Annotated in this window: 28 protein-coding genes and 3 tRNA genes; 13 read left to right on the top strand and 18 right to left on the bottom strand. The window is 49.4% G+C overall.

Annotated elements, in window-relative coordinates; genetic code table 11:
• The first annotated feature begins 44 nt into the window (after positions 1-44).
• Positions 45-446 carry a 30S ribosomal protein S6e gene (locus ACYUBO_RS10170; RefSeq protein ID WP_300329216.1) on the top strand — a complete coding sequence of 134 codons (402 nt, stop codon included), beginning with the start codon at positions 45-47 and terminating at the stop codon, positions 444-446.
• A gap of 9 nt (positions 447-455) precedes the next feature.
• Here ACYUBO_RS10170 and ACYUBO_RS10165 read toward each other — a convergent pair whose 3' ends face one another.
• From ACYUBO_RS10165 to hypB, 4 genes are all read right to left on the bottom strand, one after another.
• Positions 456-935 (bottom strand): DUF2240 family protein, encoded by a 480-nt coding sequence (locus ACYUBO_RS10165; protein ID WP_300329213.1) that lies wholly within the window; start codon positions 933-935, stop codon positions 456-458.
• Positions 932-1,354 carry a hypothetical protein gene (locus ACYUBO_RS10160; RefSeq protein ID WP_300329211.1) on the bottom strand — a complete coding sequence of 141 codons (423 nt, stop codon included), beginning with the start codon at positions 1,352-1,354 and terminating at the stop codon, positions 932-934. Before ACYUBO_RS10160 ends, ACYUBO_RS10165 begins: the two co-directional genes overlap by 4 nt.
• A gap of 149 nt (positions 1,355-1,503) precedes the next feature.
• On the bottom strand, positions 1,504-1,881 hold the full coding sequence (locus tag ACYUBO_RS10155) for a 30S ribosomal protein S8e (RefSeq protein ID WP_460374091.1): 378 nt from the start codon (positions 1,879-1,881) through the stop codon (positions 1,504-1,506).
• A 105-nt stretch (positions 1,882-1,986) separates the two neighbouring features.
• Positions 1,987-2,637 (bottom strand): hydrogenase nickel incorporation protein HypB, encoded by a 651-nt coding sequence (hypB, locus tag ACYUBO_RS10150; protein ID WP_300329205.1) that lies wholly within the window; start codon positions 2,635-2,637, stop codon positions 1,987-1,989.
• A 50-nt stretch (positions 2,638-2,687) separates the two neighbouring features.
• Between hypB and ACYUBO_RS10145 the strand changes: the two genes are divergently transcribed.
• From ACYUBO_RS10145 to ACYUBO_RS10125, 5 genes are all read left to right on the top strand, one after another.
• The gene (locus tag ACYUBO_RS10145) at positions 2,688-2,963 is read left to right on the top strand and encodes a signal recognition particle subunit SRP19/SEC65 family protein (protein ID WP_300329202.1); all 276 of its coding nucleotides are present in this window, start codon (positions 2,688-2,690) and stop codon (positions 2,961-2,963) included.
• On the top strand, positions 2,960-3,613 hold the full coding sequence (locus tag ACYUBO_RS10140; RefSeq protein WP_460374087.1) for a histidinol phosphate phosphatase domain-containing protein: 654 nt from the start codon (positions 2,960-2,962) through the stop codon (positions 3,611-3,613). Before ACYUBO_RS10145 ends, ACYUBO_RS10140 begins: the two co-directional genes overlap by 4 nt.
• Before the next feature lie 100 nt (positions 3,614-3,713).
• Positions 3,714-3,962, top strand: coding sequence for an H/ACA ribonucleoprotein complex subunit GAR1 (locus ACYUBO_RS10135; RefSeq protein WP_300329196.1), 249 nt, complete (start codon positions 3,714-3,716; stop codon positions 3,960-3,962).
• Entirely contained in the window at positions 3,950-4,957 is a 1,008-nt protein-coding gene (locus tag ACYUBO_RS10130; RefSeq protein ID WP_292733884.1) for a transcription initiation factor IIB, read from the top strand. The genes ACYUBO_RS10135 and ACYUBO_RS10130 overlap by 13 nt, the downstream gene beginning before the upstream one ends.
• 12 nt (positions 4,958-4,969) lie before the next feature.
• Positions 4,970-5,041 (top strand) — tRNA-Ala (locus ACYUBO_RS10125).
• A gap of 35 nt (positions 5,042-5,076) precedes the next feature.
• Here the strand turns inward: ACYUBO_RS10125 and ACYUBO_RS10120 are convergent.
• The 3 genes from ACYUBO_RS10120 to iorA form a co-directional block, all read right to left on the bottom strand.
• Complete coding sequence (locus ACYUBO_RS10120; protein WP_460374083.1) at positions 5,077-5,313, bottom strand: ChaB family protein; 237 nt, start codon at positions 5,311-5,313, stop codon at positions 5,077-5,079.
• Positions 5,314-5,417: 104 nt separating this feature from the next.
• Positions 5,418-5,999 carry an indolepyruvate oxidoreductase subunit beta gene (locus ACYUBO_RS10115; protein WP_460374080.1) on the bottom strand — a complete coding sequence of 194 codons (582 nt, stop codon included), beginning with the start codon at positions 5,997-5,999 and terminating at the stop codon, positions 5,418-5,420.
• Positions 5,996-7,765: an indolepyruvate ferredoxin oxidoreductase subunit alpha gene (gene iorA / locus ACYUBO_RS10110; protein WP_460374077.1), complete on the bottom strand. Its 1,770-nt coding sequence runs from the start codon at positions 7,763-7,765 to the stop codon at positions 5,996-5,998. Before iorA ends, ACYUBO_RS10115 begins: the two co-directional genes overlap by 4 nt.
• Positions 7,766-7,937: 172 nt before the next feature.
• On the opposite strand from iorA, the gene ACYUBO_RS10105 reads away from it, so the two are divergent.
• A tRNA-Ile gene (locus ACYUBO_RS10105) sits at positions 7,938-8,011 on the top strand.
• A 63-nt stretch (positions 8,012-8,074) separates the two neighbouring features.
• The gene (locus tag ACYUBO_RS10100; protein ID WP_300331238.1) at positions 8,075-8,536 is read left to right on the top strand and encodes a hypothetical protein; all 462 of its coding nucleotides are present in this window, start codon (positions 8,075-8,077) and stop codon (positions 8,534-8,536) included.
• A 6-nt stretch (positions 8,537-8,542) separates the two neighbouring features.
• On the opposite strand, the gene ACYUBO_RS10095 is transcribed toward ACYUBO_RS10100, so the two are convergent.
• The 4 genes from ACYUBO_RS10095 to ACYUBO_RS10080 form a co-directional block, all read right to left on the bottom strand.
• Positions 8,543-9,079, bottom strand: a complete 537-nt coding sequence (locus ACYUBO_RS10095) for a hypothetical protein (RefSeq protein ID WP_460374074.1) — start codon at positions 9,077-9,079, stop codon at positions 8,543-8,545.
• An 84-nt stretch (positions 9,080-9,163) separates the two neighbouring features.
• On the bottom strand, positions 9,164-9,997 hold the full coding sequence (locus tag ACYUBO_RS10090; protein ID WP_460374072.1) for a CPBP family intramembrane glutamic endopeptidase: 834 nt from the start codon (positions 9,995-9,997) through the stop codon (positions 9,164-9,166).
• A gap of 470 nt (positions 9,998-10,467) precedes the next feature.
• A complete protein-coding gene (locus tag ACYUBO_RS10085) occupies positions 10,468-10,668 on the bottom strand; it encodes a peptidylprolyl isomerase (RefSeq protein WP_460374069.1) in 201 nt (66 codons plus the stop codon).
• Positions 10,661-10,789: an FKBP-type peptidyl-prolyl cis-trans isomerase gene (locus ACYUBO_RS10080; protein WP_460374066.1), complete on the bottom strand. Its 129-nt coding sequence runs from the start codon at positions 10,787-10,789 to the stop codon at positions 10,661-10,663. Before ACYUBO_RS10080 ends, ACYUBO_RS10085 begins: the two co-directional genes overlap by 8 nt.
• Positions 10,790-10,906: 117 nt before the next feature.
• Between ACYUBO_RS10080 and ACYUBO_RS10075 the strand changes: the two genes are divergently transcribed.
• Positions 10,907-12,118, top strand: coding sequence for an ISL3 family transposase (locus ACYUBO_RS10075; protein WP_460372181.1), 1,212 nt, complete (start codon positions 10,907-10,909; stop codon positions 12,116-12,118).
• Between the two features lie 225 nt (positions 12,119-12,343).
• Here ACYUBO_RS10075 and ACYUBO_RS10070 read toward each other — a convergent pair whose 3' ends face one another.
• Complete coding sequence (locus ACYUBO_RS10070; protein WP_460374063.1) at positions 12,344-12,946, bottom strand: superoxide dismutase; 603 nt, start codon at positions 12,944-12,946, stop codon at positions 12,344-12,346.
• 357 nt (positions 12,947-13,303) lie between these two features.
• Here ACYUBO_RS10070 and ACYUBO_RS10065 point away from each other — a divergent pair, with 357 nt between their 5' ends.
• Positions 13,304-13,999: an FkbM family methyltransferase gene (locus ACYUBO_RS10065; protein WP_460374061.1), complete on the top strand. Its 696-nt coding sequence runs from the start codon at positions 13,304-13,306 to the stop codon at positions 13,997-13,999.
• 85 nt (positions 14,000-14,084) lie between these two features.
• Here the strand turns inward: ACYUBO_RS10065 and ACYUBO_RS10060 are convergent, their stop codons facing one another.
• Positions 14,085-15,029, bottom strand: coding sequence for a transglutaminase-like domain-containing protein (locus tag ACYUBO_RS10060; RefSeq protein WP_460374058.1), 945 nt, complete (start codon positions 15,027-15,029; stop codon positions 14,085-14,087).
• Positions 15,030-15,526: 497 nt separating this feature from the next.
• On the opposite strand from ACYUBO_RS10060, the gene ACYUBO_RS10055 reads away from it, so the two are divergent.
• From ACYUBO_RS10055 to ACYUBO_RS10045, 3 genes are read left to right on the top strand one after another with little or no spacing between them, the layout of a single operon-like run.
• Positions 15,527-18,364 (top strand): type I restriction endonuclease subunit R, encoded by a 2,838-nt coding sequence (locus ACYUBO_RS10055; protein ID WP_460374055.1) that lies wholly within the window; start codon positions 15,527-15,529, stop codon positions 18,362-18,364.
• Positions 18,365-18,370: 6 nt separating this feature from the next.
• Positions 18,371-19,585, top strand: coding sequence for a restriction endonuclease subunit S (locus tag ACYUBO_RS10050; RefSeq protein ID WP_460374053.1), 1,215 nt, complete (start codon positions 18,371-18,373; stop codon positions 19,583-19,585).
• The gene (locus ACYUBO_RS10045) at positions 19,582-21,096 is read left to right on the top strand and encodes a type I restriction-modification system subunit M (RefSeq protein WP_460374051.1); all 1,515 of its coding nucleotides are present in this window, start codon (positions 19,582-19,584) and stop codon (positions 21,094-21,096) included. Before ACYUBO_RS10050 ends, ACYUBO_RS10045 begins: the two co-directional genes overlap by 4 nt.
• Before the next feature lie 189 nt (positions 21,097-21,285).
• Here the strand turns inward: ACYUBO_RS10045 and ACYUBO_RS10040 are convergent, their stop codons facing one another.
• From ACYUBO_RS10040 to serA, 5 genes are all read right to left on the bottom strand, one after another.
• Positions 21,286-21,816, bottom strand: a complete 531-nt coding sequence (locus ACYUBO_RS10040) for a Panacea domain-containing protein (RefSeq protein ID WP_460374049.1) — start codon at positions 21,814-21,816, stop codon at positions 21,286-21,288.
• Positions 21,779-22,642, bottom strand: coding sequence for a hypothetical protein (locus tag ACYUBO_RS10035; RefSeq protein ID WP_460374047.1), 864 nt, complete (start codon positions 22,640-22,642; stop codon positions 21,779-21,781). The genes ACYUBO_RS10040 and ACYUBO_RS10035 overlap by 38 nt, the downstream gene beginning before the upstream one ends.
• Positions 22,614-22,808 (bottom strand): hypothetical protein, encoded by a 195-nt coding sequence (locus tag ACYUBO_RS10030; RefSeq protein WP_460374044.1) that lies wholly within the window; start codon positions 22,806-22,808, stop codon positions 22,614-22,616. The genes ACYUBO_RS10035 and ACYUBO_RS10030 overlap by 29 nt, the downstream gene beginning before the upstream one ends.
• 493 nt (positions 22,809-23,301) lie before the next feature.
• Positions 23,302-23,375 (bottom strand) — tRNA-Val (locus ACYUBO_RS10025).
• 110 nt (positions 23,376-23,485) lie between these two features.
• Complete coding sequence (serA, locus tag ACYUBO_RS10020) at positions 23,486-25,072, bottom strand: phosphoglycerate dehydrogenase (protein ID WP_460374041.1); 1,587 nt, start codon at positions 25,070-25,072, stop codon at positions 23,486-23,488.
• Between the last annotated feature and the right edge of the window lie 73 nt (positions 25,073-25,145).

The following is a 25,145-nucleotide window of genomic DNA, read 5'->3' as shown; positions in this document are numbered from 1 at the left end:
TGGGTACTTCGGTTTCGAAATAGAACGAGGAGTTGTTTCAATACATGGTTGATTTAAAAATTGTTGTATCAGACCCACAGACCGGCCACTCCTACAATACTGTAGCTGGTGGAGGTGCTGCTGGTGCCTTTATCGGAAAGGCAATTTCGGCCCAGATAGATGGTAACGCAATCGGTCTTGCCGGGTATCGCGTTGAGATCACCGGAGGCAGTGACAAAACCGGAATTCCCGCACGAAAGGGGCTTCCAGGCTCTTCCCGCCGCCACCTCCTTATTGGAGGCGGTATCGGCTTTAATCCGACAAAGAAGGGTGAGCGGAGACGAAAGACCGTCCGCGGATCAGAGATCACACAGGACTTTGTCCAGATCAATGTGAAGGTCGTCGAATACGGAACTACTCCTCTTGCTGATATCTTTAAACCAAAAGAAGAGAAGGCTGAAGAGTAAGCCTCTTCTCTATCCTGTTTTTTCTGGCGAATTTTCTATGAGCTGACTGATGAGTTCGGCTCTGTACTTCCCGGAAGGTACCTTGTATCTCCGGGCAAGGATCACGACTGCCGCTTCAGGCATCAGGTTGCCATGGAACGAATCTGAAATGATCCTGTTCATCTCGGCGTAGATCGATTTTGTATCGGCTCCTGCCTTCTGTGCGATCTCAGCAACGAGCCGTTCAACCGGATCATGTTTTTCAAGCACCCCGGCTGAAGGCTTGAAGCCAAGCGGGATCTCCACTTCGGCGGGATCGAATGCAGGCACCCAGGCACCCTCCACAAGGGTGATCAGCCCCTCGTCACGTGCCCGTTCGAGAAGGAGCGCAGCCTGATCCTTATTCATCCATTTTCGGTCGATTGAGATGTAATAGATGAACTCAACCTTTTGAAGCCGCTCTTTTCTCAGATGCCTGAAGGCTGCTGCCACGACTGTTTTGAGGCTCAACTGAGTGCACCTTTCAGCAGGTTCTTCAGATCCAGTGAGTCGATCTCGCCTGATCTCCCCTCATGGACGATGAAGCATTCAATCCTGCCTCCCTTGTCATCAATTCTGAGGAGGAACGTATAGTCTGCTGCGGGATACCGCCCGTCACCTTTTAAGAGGGTGTCTCTCACCCTGAACGTGAAGTCTGCCCGCTCACTGATTCCTCTCAGGAACTCGTTGTCTGTTCTGACAGGTTCAAAGCCTGTCTTCTCCGAGGCGATCTCAACTTTTATCTCACGTTTGAAGAGGCCGAGGTCAGTCCTGAAATTCGTCTGCTTTCCATCCATCCTGCATATCGAGGAGATTGCACGGGAGAATGGAACATCGTGATCGAAGGCGAGATCACAACGGTTTGGAAACTGGTAGGAGATACGACGCATAATACTCGTATATGGGACGATACAGGGCTTAAACTCTCTCCCCAAATGGCAGATGAGCCTTCGCCGGATACCGATCTCCGATCATATCGATGGATCTCCGGTTGATTGACAGCTCCCGTAAAAGAGAATGAAAAAAGAAAATTATGGGATTATTCGATCAGAACGGCGTTGACTGTTCCGTCCTGGCTTGGGCGGGAGATGATCTGGGCGCGCCCGATCTCTGTCTTTATGATCGCGCCTTTCGTGAGAAGATTTCTCCGGACATAGTTCGGGTTTGCGGCATTTGACTCGACCTTCTCAATGGCGACCTTCTTTGTAATTCCTGTCTTTCTGTCTGAGACAGAAGCGAATTCTGCACGGAGTGCCCGTACCTTGCTGTTGCCGCCACGGGTGCGGATGATGCGGATGCGGGTGGTTCCGACGACGGTGTCTGCCGGAGATCTTCCGATCTCAAAACGCTTCTTACCTTGTGCGGAATGGTAACGTCCGCCAGATGGTTTTCGAACTGATCTTCCTTGCCAGAGCATTGATTCTCCTCGTATCTGATAGTATCTCGCGTATGGGTTTTCCCAAGTGGAGTTCTCTATATATCACTTTACGAGATATTTAAGTTTGGGTTCTTCTGTGACCGGCTATTCAGCAAGGATGGCATCGAGGAGTGCCTCCGTACCATCGCCGGTCTTCAGGTTTGTCCGGAATATTGGCATTTCCGGGTTGTATTTTCGGATGTCCGCTTCCATCCTATCAAGGTTGGATCCCACAAGCGGCGCAAGATCGACTTTGTTGATGACTGCTATGTCGCCACCCCGAAACATCATCGGATGCTTGTTGACGACATCATCGCCTTCTGTTGAGCTGATGACGATGATCCTCTTCTCTGCACCGAGCTGGAAGTCTGTCGGGCAGACCATGTTCCCCACATTCTCGATGAAGAGGATGTCGATATCGTCAAGGGGGAGATGTTGAAGGCCATGTTCGACAAGATGCGCGTCCAGATGGCATTCTTTTCCGGTATTTGCATTATATGCCGGGATGCCGGTCTTCACAATCCGCTGAAAATCGTCATCGCCATAGACATCGCCTGCAATGGCTCCCGGCGAGAGTCCACGCGCACGCAGAAGCGGCACCAGCTTCTCAATGAGCGCGGTCTTTCCGGAGCCAATGGCTCCGAGGAGATCAAAGGCCCTGATGCCGTGGTCTTTGAGGTGGCGTGCATTTGCCCCGGCAAGACGGGTATTCCCATCAAAAATATCTTTCTCCATATGGATGTCGATATGATGCATAGAGGTACTTGGCGTGATCTGTTTATAGGTTCATCGCGAATCTAGTAGGTATGGGAACGCGCCGGATCCTGTACCCCTGTTACTTCAACCACTCCCTGACACGTGCCGAAGGGAGAAGAGTTGATCGTGAGCATGCACTGAAGTCTCCAAAAATCCAGGATATTGAGCGTGCCGCCCGGAGAACTGGTGCCACCAATGTTGTGATTGAGCCAAACTCCCACCCTGCACACTGGTTCAGGAGAGAAGGCCGTGTTGTCCTTGAGTGGAAAGGGAGCAAGGAATCGCTGATCAAAAAGGTTGCACAAAAAATGGTGGAGAAATCATGATCGGCATGTACGATTTCCACTGCCACAGCACCCTCTCTGACGGCGATATGCTTCCCATCGAGATGGTCCGGAGGATGGCGGTTCTTGGCTATTCAACTGTTGCCATCTCGGATCACGTCGATGCGACCAACCTTCTGGAGGTGATCGGTGCTGTCAACCGCCTGAAGAAGTCTGCGTCGCTCTTTGATGTCAATCTCCTCTGTGGCGTTGAGATCACCCATGTGCCTCCGGAAGAGATCACGGGAATTGCGCGTGAGGCAAAGGAGATGGGGGCAGATGTCGTTCTTGTGCATGGTGAGACGGTCGTCGAGCCGGTGGCTCCGGGAACAAATCACGCAGCGGTCTCCTGCCCGGATGTTGATATTCTTGCACATCCCGGCCTGATCTCTCGTGAAGATGCACAGATTGCAGCAGATCACGGGGTATATCTTGAGATCACGTCAAGGAACGGGCATAACAGGACAAATGGCCATGTCGTTATGGTAGGACGCGAGCTCGGCTGCGAACTGATCGTACAGTCTGATGCCCATGAACCGCGTGATCTCCTCAATAAGGAAAGCAGGTGGCTTGTTGCCCGTGGTGCGGGTCTTACCGAAGAGGAGGCTCTCCGGGTGCTCAGCCCCGAGAGAAGTATATTCCACCGCTTCTGACTTTTATAGGTTGTCGATACTTTTATATGGTATTGGCAACTCATATATAATTATATAAAGGTTCCGAATTGTATTCGGATCTCCCGTTTGAGGCTGAAACTTGAAATTTGCAGGTCGGATACATCGTAATTGTAGTGATCGTCTTCTGGTTGCCACGTGTGACGCGGGACAGCTGCCCCCCCTCTTCTGTGATGTGGTGGACAGCCGTATGAAACCGGTTGGGCGGATCGTTGATTTATTTGGAAATATTGCTGCTCCCTATGCGACGATTGTATGCCAGAACGATTGTCGTGTCCTGGAAGGGGAGAAGCTCTTTGTGAAGGAGAAGGTGAACAAATGCAGGAGATAGAGAAGTTAAAACAGCTAAAATCCGAGAGAGAAGCACAGAAATTACGCCAGAAAGAGGTGGTTGTCGAGAAGCAGAAGCACGAGGAGCATATCCAGACGGTCTGCCCCGAGTGTGGAGGCAGGCAGCTCATCCACGATTATGAGCGGGCCGAACTCGTCTGCCAGGGATGCGGGCTTGTGCTTGATGACGACTTCATCGACCGTGGTCCCGAATGGCGTGCATTTGACCATGACCAGCGGATGAAGCGTTCCCGTGTCGGTGCACCGATGACCTTTACCATCCACGACAAGGGTCTTTCGACGATGATCGACTGGAGGAACCGTGACAGCTACGGCCGTGCCATCTCCTCGAAGAACCGTGCACAGCTGTACCGTCTCAGGAAATGGCAGCGGCGTATCCGTGTCTCGAATGCAACCGAGCGGAACCTCGCATTCGCCCTCTCCGAACTTGACAGGATGGCATCTGCCCTCGGTCTTCCACGAAACGTCCGTGAAACCGCAGCGGTCGTCTACCGTGATGCTGTTGACAAGAACCTGATCCGTGGCCGTTCAATAGAAGGTGTTGCAGCAGCAGCCCTCTATGCAGCCTGCCGCCAGTGCAGTGTGCCACGTACCCTTGACGAGATTGCCGAGGTATCCCGTGTATCGAGGAAAGAGATCGGCAGGACATACCGGTTCATCTCCCGTGAACTCGGTCTCAAGCTCCTCCCTACCTCCCCGATCGACTATGTGCCGAGATTCTGCTCGGGCCTGACCCTGAAGGGTGAGGTGCAGAGCCGTGCCGTTGAGATCCTCAGGCAGGCAGGAGAGCGTGAACTGACGAGCGGACGGGGGCCGACCGGTGTTGCGGCTGCCGCCATCTATATCAGCTCGATCCTCTCGGGCGAGCGGCGGACCCAGCGTGAGGTTGCCGAGGTTGCGGGCGTCACCGAGGTCACGATTCGGAACAGATATAAGGAACTGGCAGAGAAGTTAGATATAGAGATAATTCTCTAATTTTTTTGCCAGGGGCTCGTAGATCAGGGGTAGATCGCTACGTTCGCAACGTAGAGGCCGCGGGTTCAAATCCCGCCGGGTCCATTCGTTTTCTCTCTTTATTTTTTAAAAATGGGTTTTCAATCGCTTTTTTTCTTCCAGTTACCTGTTTCTTCGTCTTTCTCATATTTGTTCTTTACAGCAGCCCAGGCAACCCGATGCGCAGTTTCTTCACGGGATGCATCATTCCGCCTTTTCTCAGGGTCGCGATATTCGTCCCATGCGTTGTTAAAAGCCGCCATATATATCTCCTGAGCATGATTGGGGAGATTATCTTTTACAGAATCTGGTAACTCATCAATGTTTTTGTATGGCATTATCGATCAACTCCTCTTTCATCCCCGTTAGGAAAGAATGGGTTGATAAATATTTCGGTGAAAAGAGCGCTTGAATGCTATTATTTCTGTAAAAAAAAGGGTTTTCAGGGAGCTACTTCTGCCCTGCCATCCAGGAATGCCTTCTCATTGATCGGGATCGTCTTCTTCGGAACACACCGCCTGACCCCTTCAAGGAGCGATTCAAGGCCGAGGGGGATGGTGTGGGATGCTGCACCGAGAAGGGCGATATTTGCAGCCAGAGGGCTTCCTGCCGCGGTTGCAATCGCGGTTGCGTCAACAATTGATACCTTCCATCCCTTCAGCATGCCGATGATGTCGTCCTCTGTGGGTGGTGCCTGCCCTGAGGTGAAGGTGGATGTCGGGAGGACGAGCTGGTTGTTCACGATCATCTCTCCACCCTCTTTCAGGAAATGCCGGTACCTGACCGCTTCCAGAAGATCAAAGGCGATCAGAAGATCTGCTGTTCCCGGTACGATGAGCGGGCCGAACCCGCAGTCGATCCGGATCTGGCTCTCGACCGAGCCGCCTCTCTGGGCCATGCCATGCGTCTCTGCTCCCCGAACGCTCCGTCCCTCGACAAGGCATGCCTCCCCGAGTACGTTTGAGGCGAGGATCGTCCCCTGGCCGCCGATGCCGACGATCATGATGTCAAAACCCGTCTTCATCTCTTCACCTCCCGCCGGATCGCACCCGCAGGACAGATGTCGGCACAGACCGCACATCCGCTGCAGAGGTCGTTTATGGATGCCTTCTCATCATGGAACTCGATTGCCGGGCATCCGTATTTGACGCAGAGCTGGCAGCCGGTGCAGGTCTCGGTCTCCACCATGAAGCGGCGGCGTTTCATCCCTTCGCGTTTGGCAACGATGATGCAGGGCTGGCGGGCGATGATCACCCGGACGCCCTTCTCCTCTTTTGCCTTCTTCATCGTATCGAGCAGGAGCGTGAGATCATAGGGATCGACCGTCTCGACAAATGATACGCCGCAGGAGCGGCAGAGTGCTTCAAGTGAGAGCGGGGGGCTGTCCACGCCGCATGCAGTCTTTCCGGTATTCGGGTTTGGCTGGTGTCCGGTCATCGCGGTGATCCGGTTGTCCAGGATGACCACGACCATATCCGCACCATTATAGACTGCGTTGATGAGCCCGTTTACGCCTGTATGGAGGAAGGTCGAGTCACCGATGGTGCAGACCACATCGCGCTCCTCTCCACAGAGATTGATCCCGCTTGCAACGGTGATGGATGCGCCCATGCAGATGGTGGTATCGACTGCGCCGAGCTGGAGGCCGAGCGTATAGCACCCGATATCGCTTGGAAAGATCCCGTCTTTGAAGACCTTCTTCATCGAATAGAAGGTGGATCGGTGCATACAGCCTGCACAGAGGATAGGGGGCCTTACCGGGAGGTTCTCTGCCGGGGTGACAGCAGGATAGAGCTCGCCGCTGATAAATCCGGCCTTCTTCAGCGCACCTGCGATGACTGCCGGGGAGAATTCGCCCTCATAGGGGAGATAGCCGTTCTTCTTGCCATAGATCGCCTGGTCGCAGGCAACTTCGAGGACAGCTCCTTCAATAACAGGCATCATCTCCTCGATCACCAGGATCTCGGTATGAGCGGAGACGAATGCCCTGAGCCATTCTTCATCAATCGGATATGCCCCGATTGTGGCGATTGAGACATCATCCGGGACGACTTCACGGGCATAGGCGGCACTGATCCCGCCGGCGATCACTGCTTTTGTGCCCCGGATGATCTGTGTATTGAAGCCCTCTTCGATGAGCCGCTTCTTTATGCCGGGCTGTTTCTCATTCAAAAGCCTGTGCAGGATCCGGGTATGTGCGGGGATGACGACATACTGCCTTGGATTTTTGGTGAATGTTCCGACACGGTGTTCGGTTGCCAGCTCACCGAGTGCGATATCGCCCTTGCTGTGGCAGATCCGGGTGGTGGGGCGGACCATCACGGGAAGGCCGAACTCTTCGGAGAGGCCAAATGCCCGCTTCATCCCGTCATGCGCCTCCTGTATCCCCGAGGGGTCGATACAGGGAATCTTTGCAAATCCTGCATAGATCCGCGAATCCTGTTCGTTCTGTGAGCTGTGGGCAAAGGGATCGTCTGCTGCCAGCAGCACAAAGCCGCCGGTGACGCCTGTGTAGCTGCTCGTCATCAGGGGATCAGCTGCAACATTGACGCCGACATGCTTCATCGTCACAAGGGCGCGGCACCCGCACCAGGCAGCTCCAAGGGCATTCTCGAATGCGACCTTCTCATTTACCGACCATTCCAGGTGGGGGATCTCATCTGCTACCGTTCTCAGGCTTTCAATGACTTCAGATGATGGTGTTCCCGGATAACCGCTGACAAAATCAACGCCCGCTTCCCTGCATGCGTGTGCGATTGCAAGGTTTCCGAGGAGATATTTTCGTTCCATGTCTTCCTCCGGCTCGCTTAATGGTACATGTGTCGTCCTCTCACCATAAATAACAAAACGTTCGGAAATGTACCGGAACCTCAATCCCGGGGGGTGTGATCTTCCGAAGCCCGGCAGAAGGAAATTGACAATCTATAAATGCAGTAACTGAGAATGTATTAAGGTAACATCTGGGCCCGTAGCATAGCCCGGTGGTGCGCTCGGCTGATAACCGAGAGGTCATGCGTTCGAATCGCATCGGGCCCACTTTTCTTTTTCTTGTTCGATCGAATTGCTATTGCTTATATTCTCTGAGCATAGAATGTCTCTATGGATTCGCGGCAATCTCTACTCATCATCATCGGTGCGATCGCCTGTATTGCGTCTGCATTCATTGATATCTTCCTCGCTCTTGGTGTTGCAGTTGTTGTTGGCGTCGTGTATATGATGCTCTGGATCATGCAGGATGCGGCATACCTGCCTCATGTTGTCTGCTCGCTGTCTGAAGATGCAAAGTCAATAATCGTTCGAAATATCGGGACCGCACCCGCCAGAAAGATCCATGTCGCACTTGTTCCGCTTGATATCGAATTTGATTTCAAAGAGATCCAGCCTGATGAAGAGGAGATCTTCACGCTCGAAAAGATGATTCAGCAGGCGAAGGTGGTTGTCAGGTATTCACCTGTGGAGAGCGACTCGGTTATTGAGAACTCATATCCGATCTCAAGTGTTGACGGAGCAGCATATGATCCCCTCAAACCGATGTTCCCGATCTTTGGATGGAAAAAATAAGGGAAATTATTCTTCTTTTTGCTGGATGAAGGCGAGTGTTGTGTCAAGTGCCACAACCAGCTCTTCCTGCAGGTTTCCATAGTCGTGGAGTGCCCGGTAGAGCATGAAGAGCAGCTCAGGCCCATAGAGATCGATTGCTTCTCCGGGTGTGAGCAGGTTTAGGTAGCTGTCGATGATGAACCCGTCATCAGAATACATGAGTTCTGCAAGGACCCCATCCTCGGTGAGGAGGCAGAACTGTTTCTGCACCGACTTCTTCGGATCATCGGGCCGGTAGTGTACCGGCTCTTCCGCCCGGCCGATGACGATCATCTTCTTCTCATAATGCACAGTGTCATAGAGCTCACCCTTTGCATCCTGCTTGCTCCTCTCAAGGAACTGGTTTCCAAGAGTTCCGACAAGCGGGGTTGCGAGGCTTGCCATCTTCTCAAGAAGTCCTGAGAGATCTGAGAGTATCTCTGTTTCCAGTGTCCCTCTCCTCTCTCCAAGCTCCGCTATCGTCTCGGTGAGACGGGTAAAGCCTTCCTCGATTATGGTATCCATGGTTTATGCCTCCTGAAACTTTCGTGTACTATTGATAGACTCCGTCTGATATGGTTCTTCTGATTCCCGGATCAACTGAAGCTTCTAAACGTCCTTTGCTCCCGTGTGAGCGTGTTTGTGCTCATAATTTTGCCCAGACAGCCTTTTAGCTACAAGAGTACTGGCTTTTTCCCAGATGTCGAGCCTGAGAAGGAGGAAGATCGCTATGATGCCGAGAATGGCAACTCCGTATATTCCCGTTCCAAACGAGTTTATCATATCTGACGGATACGAGAGATACAGCCATGCAAGTGGCTCCATGGTATCCGTGATCAGGTGCAGTATGACTGCAATCCAGACACTCCCTGTTTTCAGGACTGCAATGGAATAGAAAACTCCCATCACGATTGCGAAGAGAATCATTATACTATTACCGAGTATTGGCTGGCCAGGATAGTTCATCCCCATCAGGATCAAGCCGCTGTGCCATAGGCCCCAGATTATCCCGATCACTATCACTCCCTTCAATCCTCCGAGGATAGTAAATAGTCGATCCTGCAAGTAGATTCTCCATCCATACTCTTCACCGAAGTAGAACTGCCATCCTACCAGAAAACCGATGAATAAATTAATACAAAGGGCTGTGGTAAACGCCTCGAGGCTGAATTCCAAAATGGGATCCCCGGAATTGGAGATATGATTCAGGAAATAGACTGCAAAAAAGAGCATCCCGAAGAGGACGGGAATGATGCCGTACCATTTCGGGCCGTGTCCGAAGGATAGTCCGGCGGGGTAGAGCTCTTCCCGACTCTTTTGTACGAGGTTCATTGCAATCAGAATCAGGACGCTGATGGATGAAACAATAATGGAGAGGGTGGGCATGAACCGGTAGATCGGCAGTTCAAAGAGTGTAACCGCTAAGATCGGTGATATGCCCATCTCCCAGAGAAATACTGCGGCATTGATAAAGACGAGTGCAAAAAACAGCTTTACAGATGGCGAAAGGGTTTGATCCCGGAAGATACAGATACAGAATATTGCCACCAATGCAGGTATCATCATCTGGACGAGGGTGCTGTAGGGTGGAACATTATTGATTGTCCCAAATGCAAGGATAAGCCAGAGATTGTAGGCATATGTGAGAAAAAAAGTGATGCCTATGAATGTAATAAGTTCTTTATGGATTCTCCTTATCCTTCCCTGTTCAGAAAGTGGTGAATTCATAGTTATACTCCTATGAGATCGTATTCTCTGGTATGAGTTTACCTTTATAAAAGTTCTGATCCCCTCATTGTCATACACCTTTACCTGAAGGTTCGGATGGGTAGTTCTCTCTCAAAAAAACTCTCTGGTTGATTATTTTCTGTTTTTGTTTGAAATTGGATGAGAAAAAAAGTGAGTATTGTGGCTCAGAGGATCTCAACGAGGGTGATGGTAAACGTCAGATCCTCTCCTACAAGGCGGTGGTTCTGGTCGATCATAACGACCTCATCGTCAACATGGATGATTGTTCCCCTTGGCTGATAGAGGGATGTACCGACAACTGCGATCTCGTCCGGCACCATCTCCCTTGGAACAACCAGGATCAGATCCTCATCATAATTATCCATATGCCTCTTCGACCGGGATTGTCACGGTCTTCTCTTCACCAACAGCCATTCCCAAAACAGCATTATTAAAGCCGGTTATGACCTGACCGGTTCCAAGTGTAAACTCATGCGGCTCTCCCACGGCAGAGCTTGAGAAGATGGTTCCGTTGGAGAGGGTTCCAATAAAATGGCTCTTCGCTAATCAGTGTGGGTTTTAAATAGGGTTTGATTCAACAATTTGCTAATCGGGGTTTGAATCATGCACGAGGAACTGTTCACTCTGGCTCTGAATATTCAGGAACCATGGATGGTCAAACGGGTGGAATTTGACAAAAATGAACGAAGATTGGATATCTGGATAGACTTTGTCACCGGTTCAAAATTCGACTGTCCTAAGTGTGGTTCCGGAGGAAAGCCGGTTCATGATACCAATGAAAAGATCTGGCGTCATCTCAACTTCTTTCAAAACAAGACGTATCTCCATTGCCGCGTACCTCGAGTGATCTGTGAATCGTGTGGAGTCCACCAGGTACACGTTCCCTGGGCCAGGAAGCAGAGTGGCTTTACGCTTCTGATGGATGCGATGATCCTGCTCATGGCTGAGGATATGCCTGTTGCAAACGTTGCTGAACTGATCGATGAACATGATACACGAATATGGCGTGTTATCCACTATTATGTTCAAGAAGCTCGAAAGGACGAGGATTTCTCTGATATAGTATCCATTGGAATTGATGATAAGTCCAGTGCAAAAGGTCATAAGTACATCACTGTAGTTGCGGATCTTGACCAATCAAAGATCATCCATGTGTGTGAAGGTCGGAGTTCAGATGCTCTCACATCATTTTACCTGGACTTTGTTGCTCATCATGGTGATCCTGAAATGATTGAGAGCATCTGTTGTGACATGTCACCTGCCTATATCAAGGGAATACGAACGAATTTCCCGAATTCTGCAATAATCTACGATAAATTCCATATCATGAAGTTGGTGAACAGTGGCTTGGATGACGTACGACGTGAAGAACAAGGGACCAATAAAGCATTGAAGAAGACCAGATACATCTGGCTGAAGAATCCGCATAATCTGACTGTAAAACAACAAAAACAGCTTGGTTCTTTAAAAGATATGAATCTCAAGACATCACGAGCCTATAATCTGAAACTCTCGCTTCAAATGCTTTGGTCACTTGATAGTCAGGAATCTGCAGAAGCCTACTTCAAACGTTGGTATTTCTGGGCAACCCACAGTAAGTTAGACCCGATGATTAAGGTTGCAAAAACGTTGAAGAGTCACTGGAATGGTATTGTGAATTATTTCAGATATCGCGTAACGAACGGTCTTTTGGAGGGGTTAAATAGCTTGATTCAGTCAGCAAAAACAGCTGCAAGGGGATATCGATCAACGAAGTATCTGATGGCCACAATCTACTTGAAACTGGGGAAGCTGGATTTCAAACTACCCACATGAAATAGCGAAGAGGCAATAAAATTAACCTTTACGGTATCGCCGTCACCTGCTGTTGGTGCCGCTCCCGTGCAGCCTGCGATGAGCAGGAATGCTGCCAGCAGACCAAGCAGGCATATGAAAAATCTGGTCTTTCCTTTCATCAGAAAGATCGTTGGCGCCCCGTCCATAAAAGGGTGAATGGTACAATGCCTTTCCATCCACCTATCCGGTAGTTGTTCCGAACAATCAGAGTCTCCGGTTTACCTCGTCCCAGTTCACGATATTCCAGAAGGCACCGATGAATGCCCCGCGATCATTTTTGTAATCGATATAGTAGGCATGCTCAAAGAGATCAAGCACCATCAGCACCTTGCATGCCGGGAAGACATTGGTGTTGTGCTTCTCAACCTGCATGATCTGGAGGCTCTTTGTGAGCGGGCATTCGATGAGGGCTGCCCATCCTGATCCTTCGACACTGGCTGCTGCCTGGGTGAATTCTGCCTTGAACCGTGCAAAGCTGCCAAAGCCGGTTTTGATCTTTTCAGCTGCCGCCCCTGTCGGCTCCCCTCCGCCGCCTTTTCCGGCGGGAGCCAGGTTTGCCCAGAAGAGCGAGTGGAGATAGTGGCCCCCGAAGTTCCATGAGAGATCTTTTAGGACCGGTTTCATGTTGGGGTCTGTTCCCTTCTTCCTCCCATCATCCAGTGCGGCAAGGTTGGCATTGGCGCCGTTTACATATGCCATGTGGTGCTTGTCATGGTGTATGGTGAGCTGTTCCTTTGAGATATACGGCTCAAGTGCATCTGCTGCATAGGGCAGGTCCGGTAACGAGTACTTTGCTTCTCCTTCCATTCTGTTCTTCCTCCTGTATTTCTCCTGGTATGGAGATGCACCTTCTGGGTGCAGATATCCGGAGCGGGCAATTCTGTCTCTCCCTCTCCGTTATCCTCTCTTCCCTCTTTCATGCACTTGAAGGTAACGGATGAGAAGGCATCCCCAATCTCTGTCTGCGCAACCTTCGCATAATTGAGGGCAAGCTTAAGGGCAGGCCTCCCCCATCGGAATATTCTGTCCGGGGTATGCGATCACGCTCGAAAGCGGAAATGTGATACGTCTGTACGGTGTATATAAAAGCCACAACTGTTGCCGGTGCGCCCCGGACAGGAATCAGGCTGGATGGCGCAACCGGACTGTCAGGAGAACTCCGGTATGAGTCTGTTACGGTACGCACACACAATCTATAAGTATAATGATTTTGTCGATCTCTTCTTCGGTGCCTGCCGGTATGTCTCCGCAAACGGCCTCTCTGAAAAGGGGATAGCCGACGCCCATCAACGGCTCACACAAACCGGTGACCGGGTTGTTATCATCGGTGGAGGAGACGGTGTAACAGCGGTCACTGCGGCAAAGAAGGTGGGGAGATCCGGATCTGTGCAGGTCTACGAAGGGGGAGACCGGGCCGCCGGCAGGCTCACCACGCTCTGTGCACGGGAAGGCATCAGCGGGATCTGTACCATCCACCACGCGGTCGTCGGCCCGCATATCGATGTGTATGGCGGGGATTTTGCGACTGCGGCCCATGTTGCACCGAATGAGATCCCGGACTGCGATATTCTTGAACTTGATTGCGAAGGATCTGAAGTGGAGATACTCAGATCGATGGCAATCCGCCCCCGTGCGATCATCGTCGAGATCCACCCCTTCCTCTTTGCAGAAGACCCGGCATGGGTCACTGACCGGCTTGTGGAGCTTGGATACCGGATTGTCTACAGAAGCGGCCACGATGGGATCGAGATCGATGACGGCGATCTGAAAAAGCTCCTCAACAGGTCAAAGAAGTGCGGCGTCATCTACCTGAAGAACGGGGCACGATCGCCGGCTGTTGTGGCGGCGGTCAGGGGATAGTTGGGTTTTGTGTATAATCCACTGTGAAGTTGAGTTGACTCCTTGATATCTATAACTTAATTAAATTATTAATATTCTATTATTCTCAATATAGAAGAAGAATTATCGATTCGCTTTCTAACGGCGCTAAACTTATTATTTTAATTCCTTTATGAACGCCATTATTGCCTATAATCACATATTCTTTCTCGACATTTAAAACCAGGTTACATTCGCCATTGATGTCGGTTGTGCCTACGTAAACCAATGGATCTCTTCGATACTTTGTCGTGTATACCTCGATATTAGTATTTGCCAGAGGAGTATTCGGCTCTGAATCGTTGATTGTATCAAAAAGAGCTGAAATTGTCACATTTGAAGCGTTGAATCCGTGCTCAATCAAGGTAGACTCTCCTTGCTTAATCTCCTTCAGATCTGCAATGGAGAGATATAAATCAAAATTTGTGTCACTCAAATGTGAGGCATAATCTCGTGCCTTAATCGGGCTATAGGATGTAGTGTAAGTTTTATCAAATACCCACCAAGCATCTTCATAGTATATTTCCGGGAGTGCGTGATCGGCGCCTTCCATCTCAATTATTCTGGTATTCATGCCAGTCACATCTCTAATCATTAAGGCAGTTGCTCCTGCAAATTCACCACAATTACCTGTCTTCTGGAGGAAAACCAGTTTGTTTTGAGAATTAAAATCGCAGAAATAGATCAGAAGAAGTGGATTTGCCCCCAACAGCATAGCTCTTATGGGTGTGTCTACCATTGCTCGATTTGGCAGTAATGTTTTTTGACCATACGTATTATGCATTCCATCATAGTATTTTTCTGTAAGAAGCCATGAAGCATTTAATGGTGTATTTTTTTCTGTATTGATCGCATCGGCGTATTCACTCTGGTAATCACCAATGGCATTCTGATATTGGTATTCGATGTTAACGATAATTGATACTTGCAGGATAAGCCAAACTGAGATGATGAAAATATATGCTATTTTGAGAGCTTTTTGATTTTTTTTAAAATAGAGGTATGTTACCAAACATAATCCCGCCACTATTGAGATTATCAATAACATCAAACTGCTTAACACTTGGAAAATAAAGAAACAGTAATATATTGCCAATATGAAGGCACAAAGAGATAGCCAAATTAGTATCTCACGTCCTACATTTATAACGAATTCTCGCCAATTTTTGCAGGTTTTCTGTCGAATTTCTACGAGAATTCTGGAGAATGTTCTTTTCTCCCCAATTCTCTCCTCTTCAGTAAACAAAGAAATCACTCAATGGGATTTTCTAATACAATATATTTTTGGGCTTTATAAATAAAACCAGCCCTCTCTCAACAGATCCTTTCTATTCAATGCTCTCCTTTGGGACTGTTAGGGGTTACTCTTATTTACAGAGGAGAATACTACAAAGACTTCTGGAGCGATCTACCTGCCAAATCGATATCACAAGCCTTATGTAGAGTTCCGTTTTGAGTAACTATTGAATAGGGTTCGTTACCTTTCAATTCTCCGATGAGAAGTGCTCTATGGATTTAAACGAATTTCAGACGCGAAAGGAGAAAATAGACGTCTACCTCCGGGAGCAGGGGTGGGATGTTTTAAGCCGGGCGTCTGTCATTCCAGAAGTCGATACCAAGCAGTCCGACTTTCTTGCACGCTCCTATAAGACCGTTGCCGAGACCCTGAAGAACGATCTGGAGAGCACGTATGTCGATTACCTCCTGCTCGATAGTCTGGGTGCTCCTCTTGCGATCATCGAAGCAAAACGGACACTCAAAGATCCGCTCATAGGGCAGAAGCAGGCTGAGCAATACGCAGATGACATCAAGCGGCAGACAGGCAGGGATGTCTTCATCTTCCTCTCCAACGGCTATGAGATATGGTTCTGGGATCGGGAGCGTTACCCGCTCAGATTGCTGAAAGGCTTCTACGCGCAGAAAGATCTTGAGCGGCTCCGTTTCCAGAACGATACGATAGATCCCACACGGACAATCGAGATCGACACCCGGATCGTCGACCGCTCAAAGAGCATCGAGAATGTCAAGCGGGTGCTTGAGCATCTTCGCAAAGGCCATCGAAAGGGTCTGATCGTCATGGCGACCGGAACAGGCAAGACCCGTGTGGCAATGGCGATCATCGATGCCCTCCTGCGGGATAACCGTATCCAGAAGGTGCTCTTCCTTGCCGACCGGAAAGCACTCCGCAACCTGGCGTGGAATAAAGGTCTCCTTGAGTTCTTTCCCCATGAGGCAAAGGATAAGATCCTGCATGGCAGATTCAACAAAGAGAAGCGGCTGTATGTCTCCACCATCCAGACATTCCAGGAGATATATACTCAGAAAGACGAGCGAGGCCAATATATCCTCTCCCCCGGCGAGTTCGACCTGGTCTTCTCTGACGAGGCGCACCGGAGCATCTACAACAAGTGGCGTGATGTCTTCACCTATCTTGATGCCATACAGATCGGGCTGACGGCGACACCTGCCGAGCTGGTTGACCGTGATACCTTCCGTTTCTTCCATTGCGATGACAATATGCCAACTGCTCTCTATTCATACGACGATGCGGTGAGAGACGGTGTAATTGTTGACTTCCGTAAAAGCATTCTCGGAGCGCAGACGCACTTTCAGATCGAGGGTCTCCGACCGTCCGATCTTACGGAGAGTGAGCGTAATAGGCTGATAGAGAAGGGCATCGACCCGGACGAGATCAACTTCGAAGGGACGGAGCTTGAGAAGAAGGTTGCCGTCAAAGGAACATCTGAAGCGATAGTACGGGAATTCATGGAGGGCTGCCTGATGGATCAGGCTGGAACGCTCCCGGCAAAGTCGATTTTCTTCGCCATCTCCAAGAGGCACGCCCGACGGCTGCATGAGGCATTCGACGACCTCTATCCCGAATACAAAGGACGGCTGGCACGGCTCATCGTATCAGACGATCCCCGTGCCGATGCGCTCATCCGTGAATTCGAGCATGAGTCTTTTCCCCGTGTGGCGATCTCGGTTGATATGCTTGATACCGGCATTGATGTTCCTGAAGTATGCAACCTCGTCTTCACAAAGCCTGTATTCTCAAAGATCAAGTTCTGGCAGATGCTTGGACGCGGCACACGATCAGATGCCGCATGCAAACACCGGGAGTGGCTGCCGGACGGGCATAAGGAATTCTTCAAGGTCTTTGACTTCTGGAATAACTTCGAATACTGGAATATGAACCCCGAAGGGGTGAAGAATGAGCCGACAGAAGCCATCACGAGCCGTATCTTCTTCCTTCGTCTGAAGCAGCTGGAACAACTCCTGAAGCAGGGCGATGGGGAGAGGTCAGCGCTTGTCCGGGAACGGATAGAAGAAGATATCCGCTCGCTTCCAATGGATTCGGTGAGTGTCAGGGAACATGAGCAGGAGATCGCCAAAGCTCTTTCACCAAAGCTCTGGGATAATGTCGGGCTTGACCCGCTTGAGTACCTGAAGAGTACAATCCTGCCTCTTATGCGCTTCCAGACTGGCATTAACCTCAAAGAGGCATCATTCACAGTCAAGGCAGAACGGCTGGCACTCGCAGTGCTGGAGGGTAACGGGAAAGAGATCGAACGGCTGAAGCCTGAGATCGGGGAGATGGTTGATCACCTCCCCCGCACGCTCAATCTCGTAAGAGAGAAGGAGGAGCGGCTTGATGAGGTGCTGACTCATGCCTTCTGGAAGGGTTTGTCGTTTGAGGACGCAATCGGGCTTGTGGAGGAGATCGCCCCGCTCATGAAGTATATGACAAAGGAGGCGTACGATCCGATTGTCATCGACATGGGCGATATTATTGAGCAAAGAACACTCTGGGCGTTTAAAGAGGATGCACCCGAATATGTGGTGGCGTTTAAGGATAAAGTTGAGAGGCGGGTGACGGAGCTTGCGGATCATAGCCCGGTTATCCAGAAGATCCTCCATGATGAAGCGATCACCGAAGCCGATCTCTCTGATCTCGAAGAGGCGCTCTCTGAGGCAGGCGTGAATGTAACCGAAGAGATGTTGCAGACATCGCCACGCCACCCGTACGGCTCGCTTGTAGAGTTCATCCGGTCGCTCTTCGGTCTCTATGAAGCCCCAGATCCGAAGAAGATGATCGAGGAGGCGTTCCAGACCTATATGATCGAGAACAGCAAGCACTACAACGCCGACCAGCTACACTTCATCAGGACGATTCAGACCGTATTTATGCGGAAAAAGCGTATAGAAATGGACGATCTCTTCCTTGCTCCATTTACGAATTTTGGGAGTACTGCACCGATGCCGATGTTTGACGAGGGCGATCTGAAGGCATTCATCGGCATCTGCCAGGGGCTGGAGCGGGAACTGTTTGCGGTGGAGGCGTGAGAAGGAGTGCTGAAGAAGGAATTACCTGATGGGTGGGAATGGAAAAAATTGGGAGAAATTGGAGATATTTTCTCTGGAAGCACGCCTTCTACGAGCGATAGTGAGAATTTCGCGGGTAATATCCCTTGGATAACACCTGCCGATCTGTCTAATCATGGCAGTATGTATATTGAGAGAGGAAAGCGAAATCTCTCCGAGAAGGGATTAAATAATTCTTCGGCAACTCTCTTGCCAAAAGGGGCGATTCTTTTTTCCTCAAGGGCTCCTGTAGGATATGTTGCAATAGCCGCCAAGCCTCTTACAACAAATCAGGGCTTTAAAAACCTTGTTTTAAAAAAAGATGATATTTTGCCAGAATATGTGTGTTATTACTTGAGAGCCAATACAAAATTAGCTGAAAAGTATGCGAGTGGGACAACATTTTTAGAAGTGCCCGCCTCTCGCTTTGCACAGATACCTATCTCCATACCTCCCCTCGAAACTCAGCGCAAAATCGTCGCCATTCTTGAAAAAGCTGAGACAACGCAGCGCCTGCGGGCAGAGGCGGATGCGCTGACGCAAGACCTTTTACAAAGCGTATTTCTGGAGATGTTTGGCGTTCCGTCAATAAAATCGACGGATTGGCCTTTTGAAAGGCTAGGAAACGTTATTGGCGTGACATCAGGGCATGGGTTTAAGTTTGAAGAGTACAGTGATGATGGAATTCGACTACTAAGAATAAATAACGTGAGTTTTGGTGATATTAACTGGGAGCAGGTAGCTTACCTCCCCTTTGAGTATGGCGATAATTTCCCAAACTTGGTGTTAAAAAAAGATGACATATTAATGGCCTTAAACCGTCCGATTTTAGGGAATAGATTAAAAGTTGGAATGATGGATGAGGAAGATGCCACTGCAATATTGTATCAAAGGGTTGGACGGATTGACATTCTGGATGAAGAGAGAGTAAACCGGCAGTATTTGTTTCACTTATTACGGACTCGGTATTTCTTGAGTGAATTATCAGCGAGGCTTTCAGGGTCTGATCAGCCTTATATAAACCCTACGGCAATGGTCAAAATCAAGATCCCTCTCCCTCCGATTGCAATTCAAAAAATGTTTGCAGATATCGCTACAAGTATTCAACTCGTTTATAATAATGGAGATATGTCCCGAAATAAGATGGAGATTCTCTCTAAGGTGATTATTGATCGAGCATTTACAGGGGAGATAGTGGCATGAGGCTCGCATCCGACCTTAAATCAAAAATTGACCTTCTCTGGGATCGCTTCTGGAGTGGCGGGATGTCCAACCCGCTGCAGTCCATCGAGCAGATGTCGTACCTCATCTTCATGAAGCGGCTGGAAGATATGGATGTCGTCGAGCAGAACCGGGCACGGGCTCGTGGTGTTCCGTACACCTCAGTCTTTGAGGGGCATAAGGAGTCCCGGTGGTCGCACTGGAAGCACTATCCAGCTGAGCAGATGCTTGAGCATGTCCGCGATACGGTCTTTCCGTTTATCAAGTCCCTCCATAATGGTGAAAAGACGCTCTTTACCCGTCAGATGCGTGATGCCATCTTTATCATCTCCAAGCCCTCCCTCCTTCAGGAATCGGTTGCCCTCATCGATGAGATGAATATCACCGCCCAGAACCGCGACACTCAGGGTGACATCTACGAATATCTCCTCTCACAGCTCTCCACCGCCGGAAAGAACGGACAGTTCCGCACTCCGCGCCATATCATCAGGATGATCATCGAGCTGATCGATCCCGACATCACTGATCGCATCTGCGATCCGGCATGCGGCACGGCTGGCTTCCTCATCAACTCATACGAGCATATCATCAGGAAGTACACAAGCCCTGACCTGCTGGAGGTTGATAGCGAGGGAGAATGCCATAACCTCATCGGAGACAACATCACCGATCAGAAGCATTGGGAGAAGCTCTGGAGCGATACCTTCTACGGATTCGACTTCGACTCCACGATGACCCGGATCTCACTCATGAATCTGATGCTGCATGGCATCAAAGCGCCTCATATCGAGCTCAGGGATACACTCTCCAAGGGATACACTGAGGAAGAGCGATATACCGTTGTGCTCGCCAATCCTCCCTTCAAGGGGAGCATCGATAAGAGCGACATCAATGACCTTCTCTCCCTTAACACGACGAAGACAGAGCTGCTCTTAGTCGAGCGGATGATGCAGCTTCTGACGATAGGCGGGAAGTGCGGCGTCATCGTACCTGACGGTGTGCTTTTTGGGAGCTCTAGGGCGCATAAGGAGCTTCGCCGGATGCTCCTTGAAGAGAATCAGCTGGAGGGTGTCATCTCCATGCCCTCCGGCATCTTCAAGCCGTATGCGGGGGTGTCGACTGCTGTCCTGATCTTCGTGAAGGGTGGGAAGACCGGGAAGGTCTGGTTCTATGATATGGAGGCAGACGGCTACTCGCTCGACGACAAGCGGACATTCATCGACGGTAAAGGCGATATCCCTGATATCATCGAGCAGTTTAGGAACCGAAGAGCTGCAGAACCGACTGATCGGAAGGCGAAGTGCTTCTATGTGCCGGTCGAAGAGATTCAGGCAAATAACTATGACCTCTCTATCTCCCGCTACAAGGAGATCGAATACGAAGAGATCGAGTATGACTCTCCGGTAGTCATCATTGAGAAGATTCAGGCTCTTGAGAGTCAGATTCAGCAGAATCTTGAGGAATTGAAGATGATGCTAAGGGATAGCACATAATTGGATCTGAATCTGGCAATCGATAGGTATTAAATCCCGAAAAAAACGATGGAGCCGCCAGCCTCGTTATGAGTGAGCGGGAATATGGGTGTTTTCGCTCATTTAATTTTGATCCACTTGGCTCATTTTTCTCGTAGAAAGTCCTAAATCAGCTCTTTCACTTCAAGGGGTGCGGATTCTGAAGTGAGCTCAAAGTTTTGTAGCAGCTTGAGCGGCTTGTACTTTAGCTTGTCCGGCGAGGGACTTTTTTTCTTGCGCCAATTTGATTAAGTCGAGTTCAGAGTAACGCTCTGAAGTGAGTATCGGGAATGTAGAATAGACCAATTGGATAAATTTATCCCAATTGAGATCTTTTGTGGTGTTGATGACGTAGTCTAGTATTTCTTTTTCATCATCTGACAATTTATGCGTATATTCTTCTTTTAACAATGATATCAATGTCTTTTTAGCTCCAAATGAATTTGTTGTATCCTCTACAGTAAAAAGATCGGGATGCTGATTAGCGGTATTTAAGATATCACGGACGAAGGGTCCATAGTTATTGAAGACCCAATTTGTATCTGTTATCTGTCTCCCATGTTTTAATGCGAATTTCCAATCCGCAAGATATACCATTTTTGTCAGTCGGGCATTTGAGAGCTCATCCTTATATGGATATTTTTTTATGAGGTATACCATCACATCAACGAGGCTGTCCATTATCTTCCCACTCTTCTCCAATGTTTGGATTAGGTAATCTTAACTTTAAAAGGATTTCGATGCATATCTGTACGTCAGGACTTTCTGTGAAAATATTCTTTAAATCCGTCTTTCTATACCTTTGTTTGCTTGTTGATTCTACAATGAAGATTGCAACAGGATTATCCGGATCTCCAATCCGAAATCCATAGATAAGCCATGGTTTCATTTTAAATTGTCTTGATACTTCTTGTGGTATGTTTTCATCTCGTTCTAAGAACTCATAGTATTCCTCAGTTCCCGGTTTTTGAGTGTATTGCTTGAAGTATTCTCCATTATGCCACGCCTTACTTATTATACCTTGATCAATGGGATACCATTTCCTCGATTTTTTATTGTACTCAGGGTTTTGTGAAAAACGGGCGATTGGAAAGAAACCCTTACCATCATGGACGTACAAACTGATCCGCTCATTATTTTCTCGCTCTGTTCCAAATTTTAGATGTTGAGATCCAATATGTCGAATTAAAAAATCAACAATTTGAAGGGCATCTTGTTGGTGGTTTGTGTCTTCAGCCGTTAAATCACCAAGGCGTTTTTTAAATTCAGTGTTTTCTGCCTCAAGTATTTTTGCACTTTTTTTGTTTTTATGTTGTACTACTAAAGTGACACCAAATAGGATAATGAAAATTATCCCCGCAATGGATGAGGTTATATCAAGAGGTGAATTAGAATTCCCTAAATAATACATTAGAGTCGAGTGGAGTGGCGTTGCAACTAAGGAAATTAAGATAACCAGAAGTCCGAGAATTACCTCCGAATAATCTGAAAAAACAGATTCAAGCTTCTGTAATGGTTCCCATAGCATTGATAAGCGATATCTCCATTTGTTTCCAATCTCTTAAAGATCTAATATTATTAAAAGCAGATATGAACCTTTTGATTTCATTCCCCTTCCACCTCAAATTTGGCAACCAATTGAGATCCAATCTATCCGTGTCTTCAATACCTCGCTCACCCAGCCTCTTCTTCAACTGGATGATTCTCCTCCAAATTTTCTAAGATCTTCGAGTGCGCCCGCATTCGGTGCCTAAACTTGGACTGGAGCTTATAGTCCTCGATCGGTACCAATCACCGTTAGTTGCGATTATGCCCTCTGGTAATAATCTTCGAGCTCTTTCTTGATGTATTGTCGGATTTCATGTATCAGATAACCATTCCAGAGGAACCTTGGTTGCTATCATTTGACAAATTTTGGTGGATAAAAAAGTGTGATCACACGTGACTCCTGAAGAAAAAAATGAAATCAAAGGCAAAACCAAAAAAGCAGGGTATAGAGGAGAGAAAGAGGAAACAGATAACGCTAACGATCGATCCTGATCATTATACATTCATCAAGAACGCAGGCTTTAAAGCATCCCGATTCTTCGATAGTGCAATATCTGCGCTTAAAACAAATGTTCAGTATGCACCGATCTTAATCACGACAAACAAAGTTCAAATTATGGACGAATCCCGAAAAGAAGATGGGCCCGCTGAGATTCGAACTCAGGACCTCCGCCATGTCAAGGCGACGTCATAACCAGCTAGACCACGAGCCCAATGCCTTGCGACCTTACGATATTGGCTTTTGCAGTATAAAAGAATTGGTTTTTGCTCCAGTGATATGTATGATCCACTGAAGCTCTCTTCCCTGTTTACGGTTCCGTCCTCAGAGCGTTGCAAATGTTGCCGAGATGATGCCGGGGACCGCCCTCAGCTCGTCCATGACATTCTCGGGAACATCCGAGTCCACATTCAGCACCATGAGCGCCTCTTCACCGGCACTCACCCGGCCGACCTGCATCCCGGCAATATTGATTGATTGTTTGCCAAGGACCGTTGCGGCAGGCCCGATGACGCCGGGGCGATCGACATGGCGGGAGATGACGACTGAGCCCTCGGGAACGAGATCCATCGTGAACGAGCCGATCTCAACGATCCGCACCCGCTTCTTCCCAAAGACCGATCCGCTGATCGTCTCTTCGCCGTCTTTTGTCCGGACAGTGATGCTGATTAGGTTCTTAAATCCGTGAGACTCCTCGGTCATCGTCTCGGCAACCGCAATCCCCCGCTCCCGTGCAACGAACTCGGCATTCACGATATTGACCGGCCGCTGGAGAACTGGGTCAAGGATGCCTTTGATCGCCATCCGGGTCACAAACTTGAGGTTCTGCCGCATCTCGATGAGATCGCCTGCATAGGTCACCTCAACCTTTGTTATTGCGCCGCTCACAATCTGCGAGACAAGCCGCCCCATCTTCTCGGCAAGCCGGGCATACGGCTCGATCGTCTCCTGGAGCTCTGTTGGGATCATCGGCGCATTCACGACATACTTCGCGGCCCCGCCTTTTAAGACATCGATGCACTGGTGTGCAATCGAGATGGCGACATTCTTCTGCGCCTCGACAGTGCTTGCCCCGAGATGCGGGGTGACAACGACATTGTCAAGCCCAAGGAGCGGAGACTCGGTCGGAGGCTCCTCCTCAAAGACATCAAGTGCCGCACCGGCAACCTTCCCGCTAGCAACTGCATCGGCAAGCGCTTTCTCATCGATGATGCCCCCGCGTGCACAGTTGATGATCCGGACCCCGTCTTTCATCGTTGCAATCGAGGCAGCATTCACCAGGTGCTTCGTCTCCTTGATGAGCGGCGTATGAACGGTGATCACATCGGCGACCTTGAAGAGATCCTCGACACTCATCATCTCGACACCAAACTGCGCACCGCGCTCAGGCGTGATGAAGGGATCATAGGCAACCACCCGCATATTGAAGGACTGGGCACGCTGTGCCACTTCCCGCCCGATACGGCCGAAGCCGACGACACCGAGCGTCTTCTCGTTCATCTCGACACCCATGAACTTCGACCGCTTCCACTCACCTTTCTTGAGAGAGGCATTTGCAGATGGAATCCTCCGGGCAAGCGAGAGCATCATCGCCATTGTGTGCTCTGTTGCGGCGAGGGTATTTCCTTCAGGAGCATTTGCGACGATGATACCTTTCCGGGTTGCGGCATCCGTATCGATATTGTCGACCCCGGCACCGGCCCGGCCGATATACTTCATCTTTGTTGCTGCTTCGATGACCCGTGCGGTGACCTCGGTTCCTGATCTGACGACGAGTGCGTCATAGTTGCCGATTATGCCGACCAGCTCGTCCTCGGAGAGCCCGATCTTTTCATCGACGTTACAGAAATTTTTCAGTATTTCTATACCCTCTTCAGCCAGCGGATCACTGACAAGGACGTTATAACTCATGTGAAACCCGAGTACGATTATATAACCCAGAGGTAATGATGGTTGTTCTTACCGGGATTCCAGGTGAACACCT

It is taken from the genome of Methanocalculus sp. MC3, from assembly GCF_054767395.1.
Note: the sequence above shows the minus strand (reverse complement) of the source record. Positions and strands in the feature narration are given on the sequence as shown.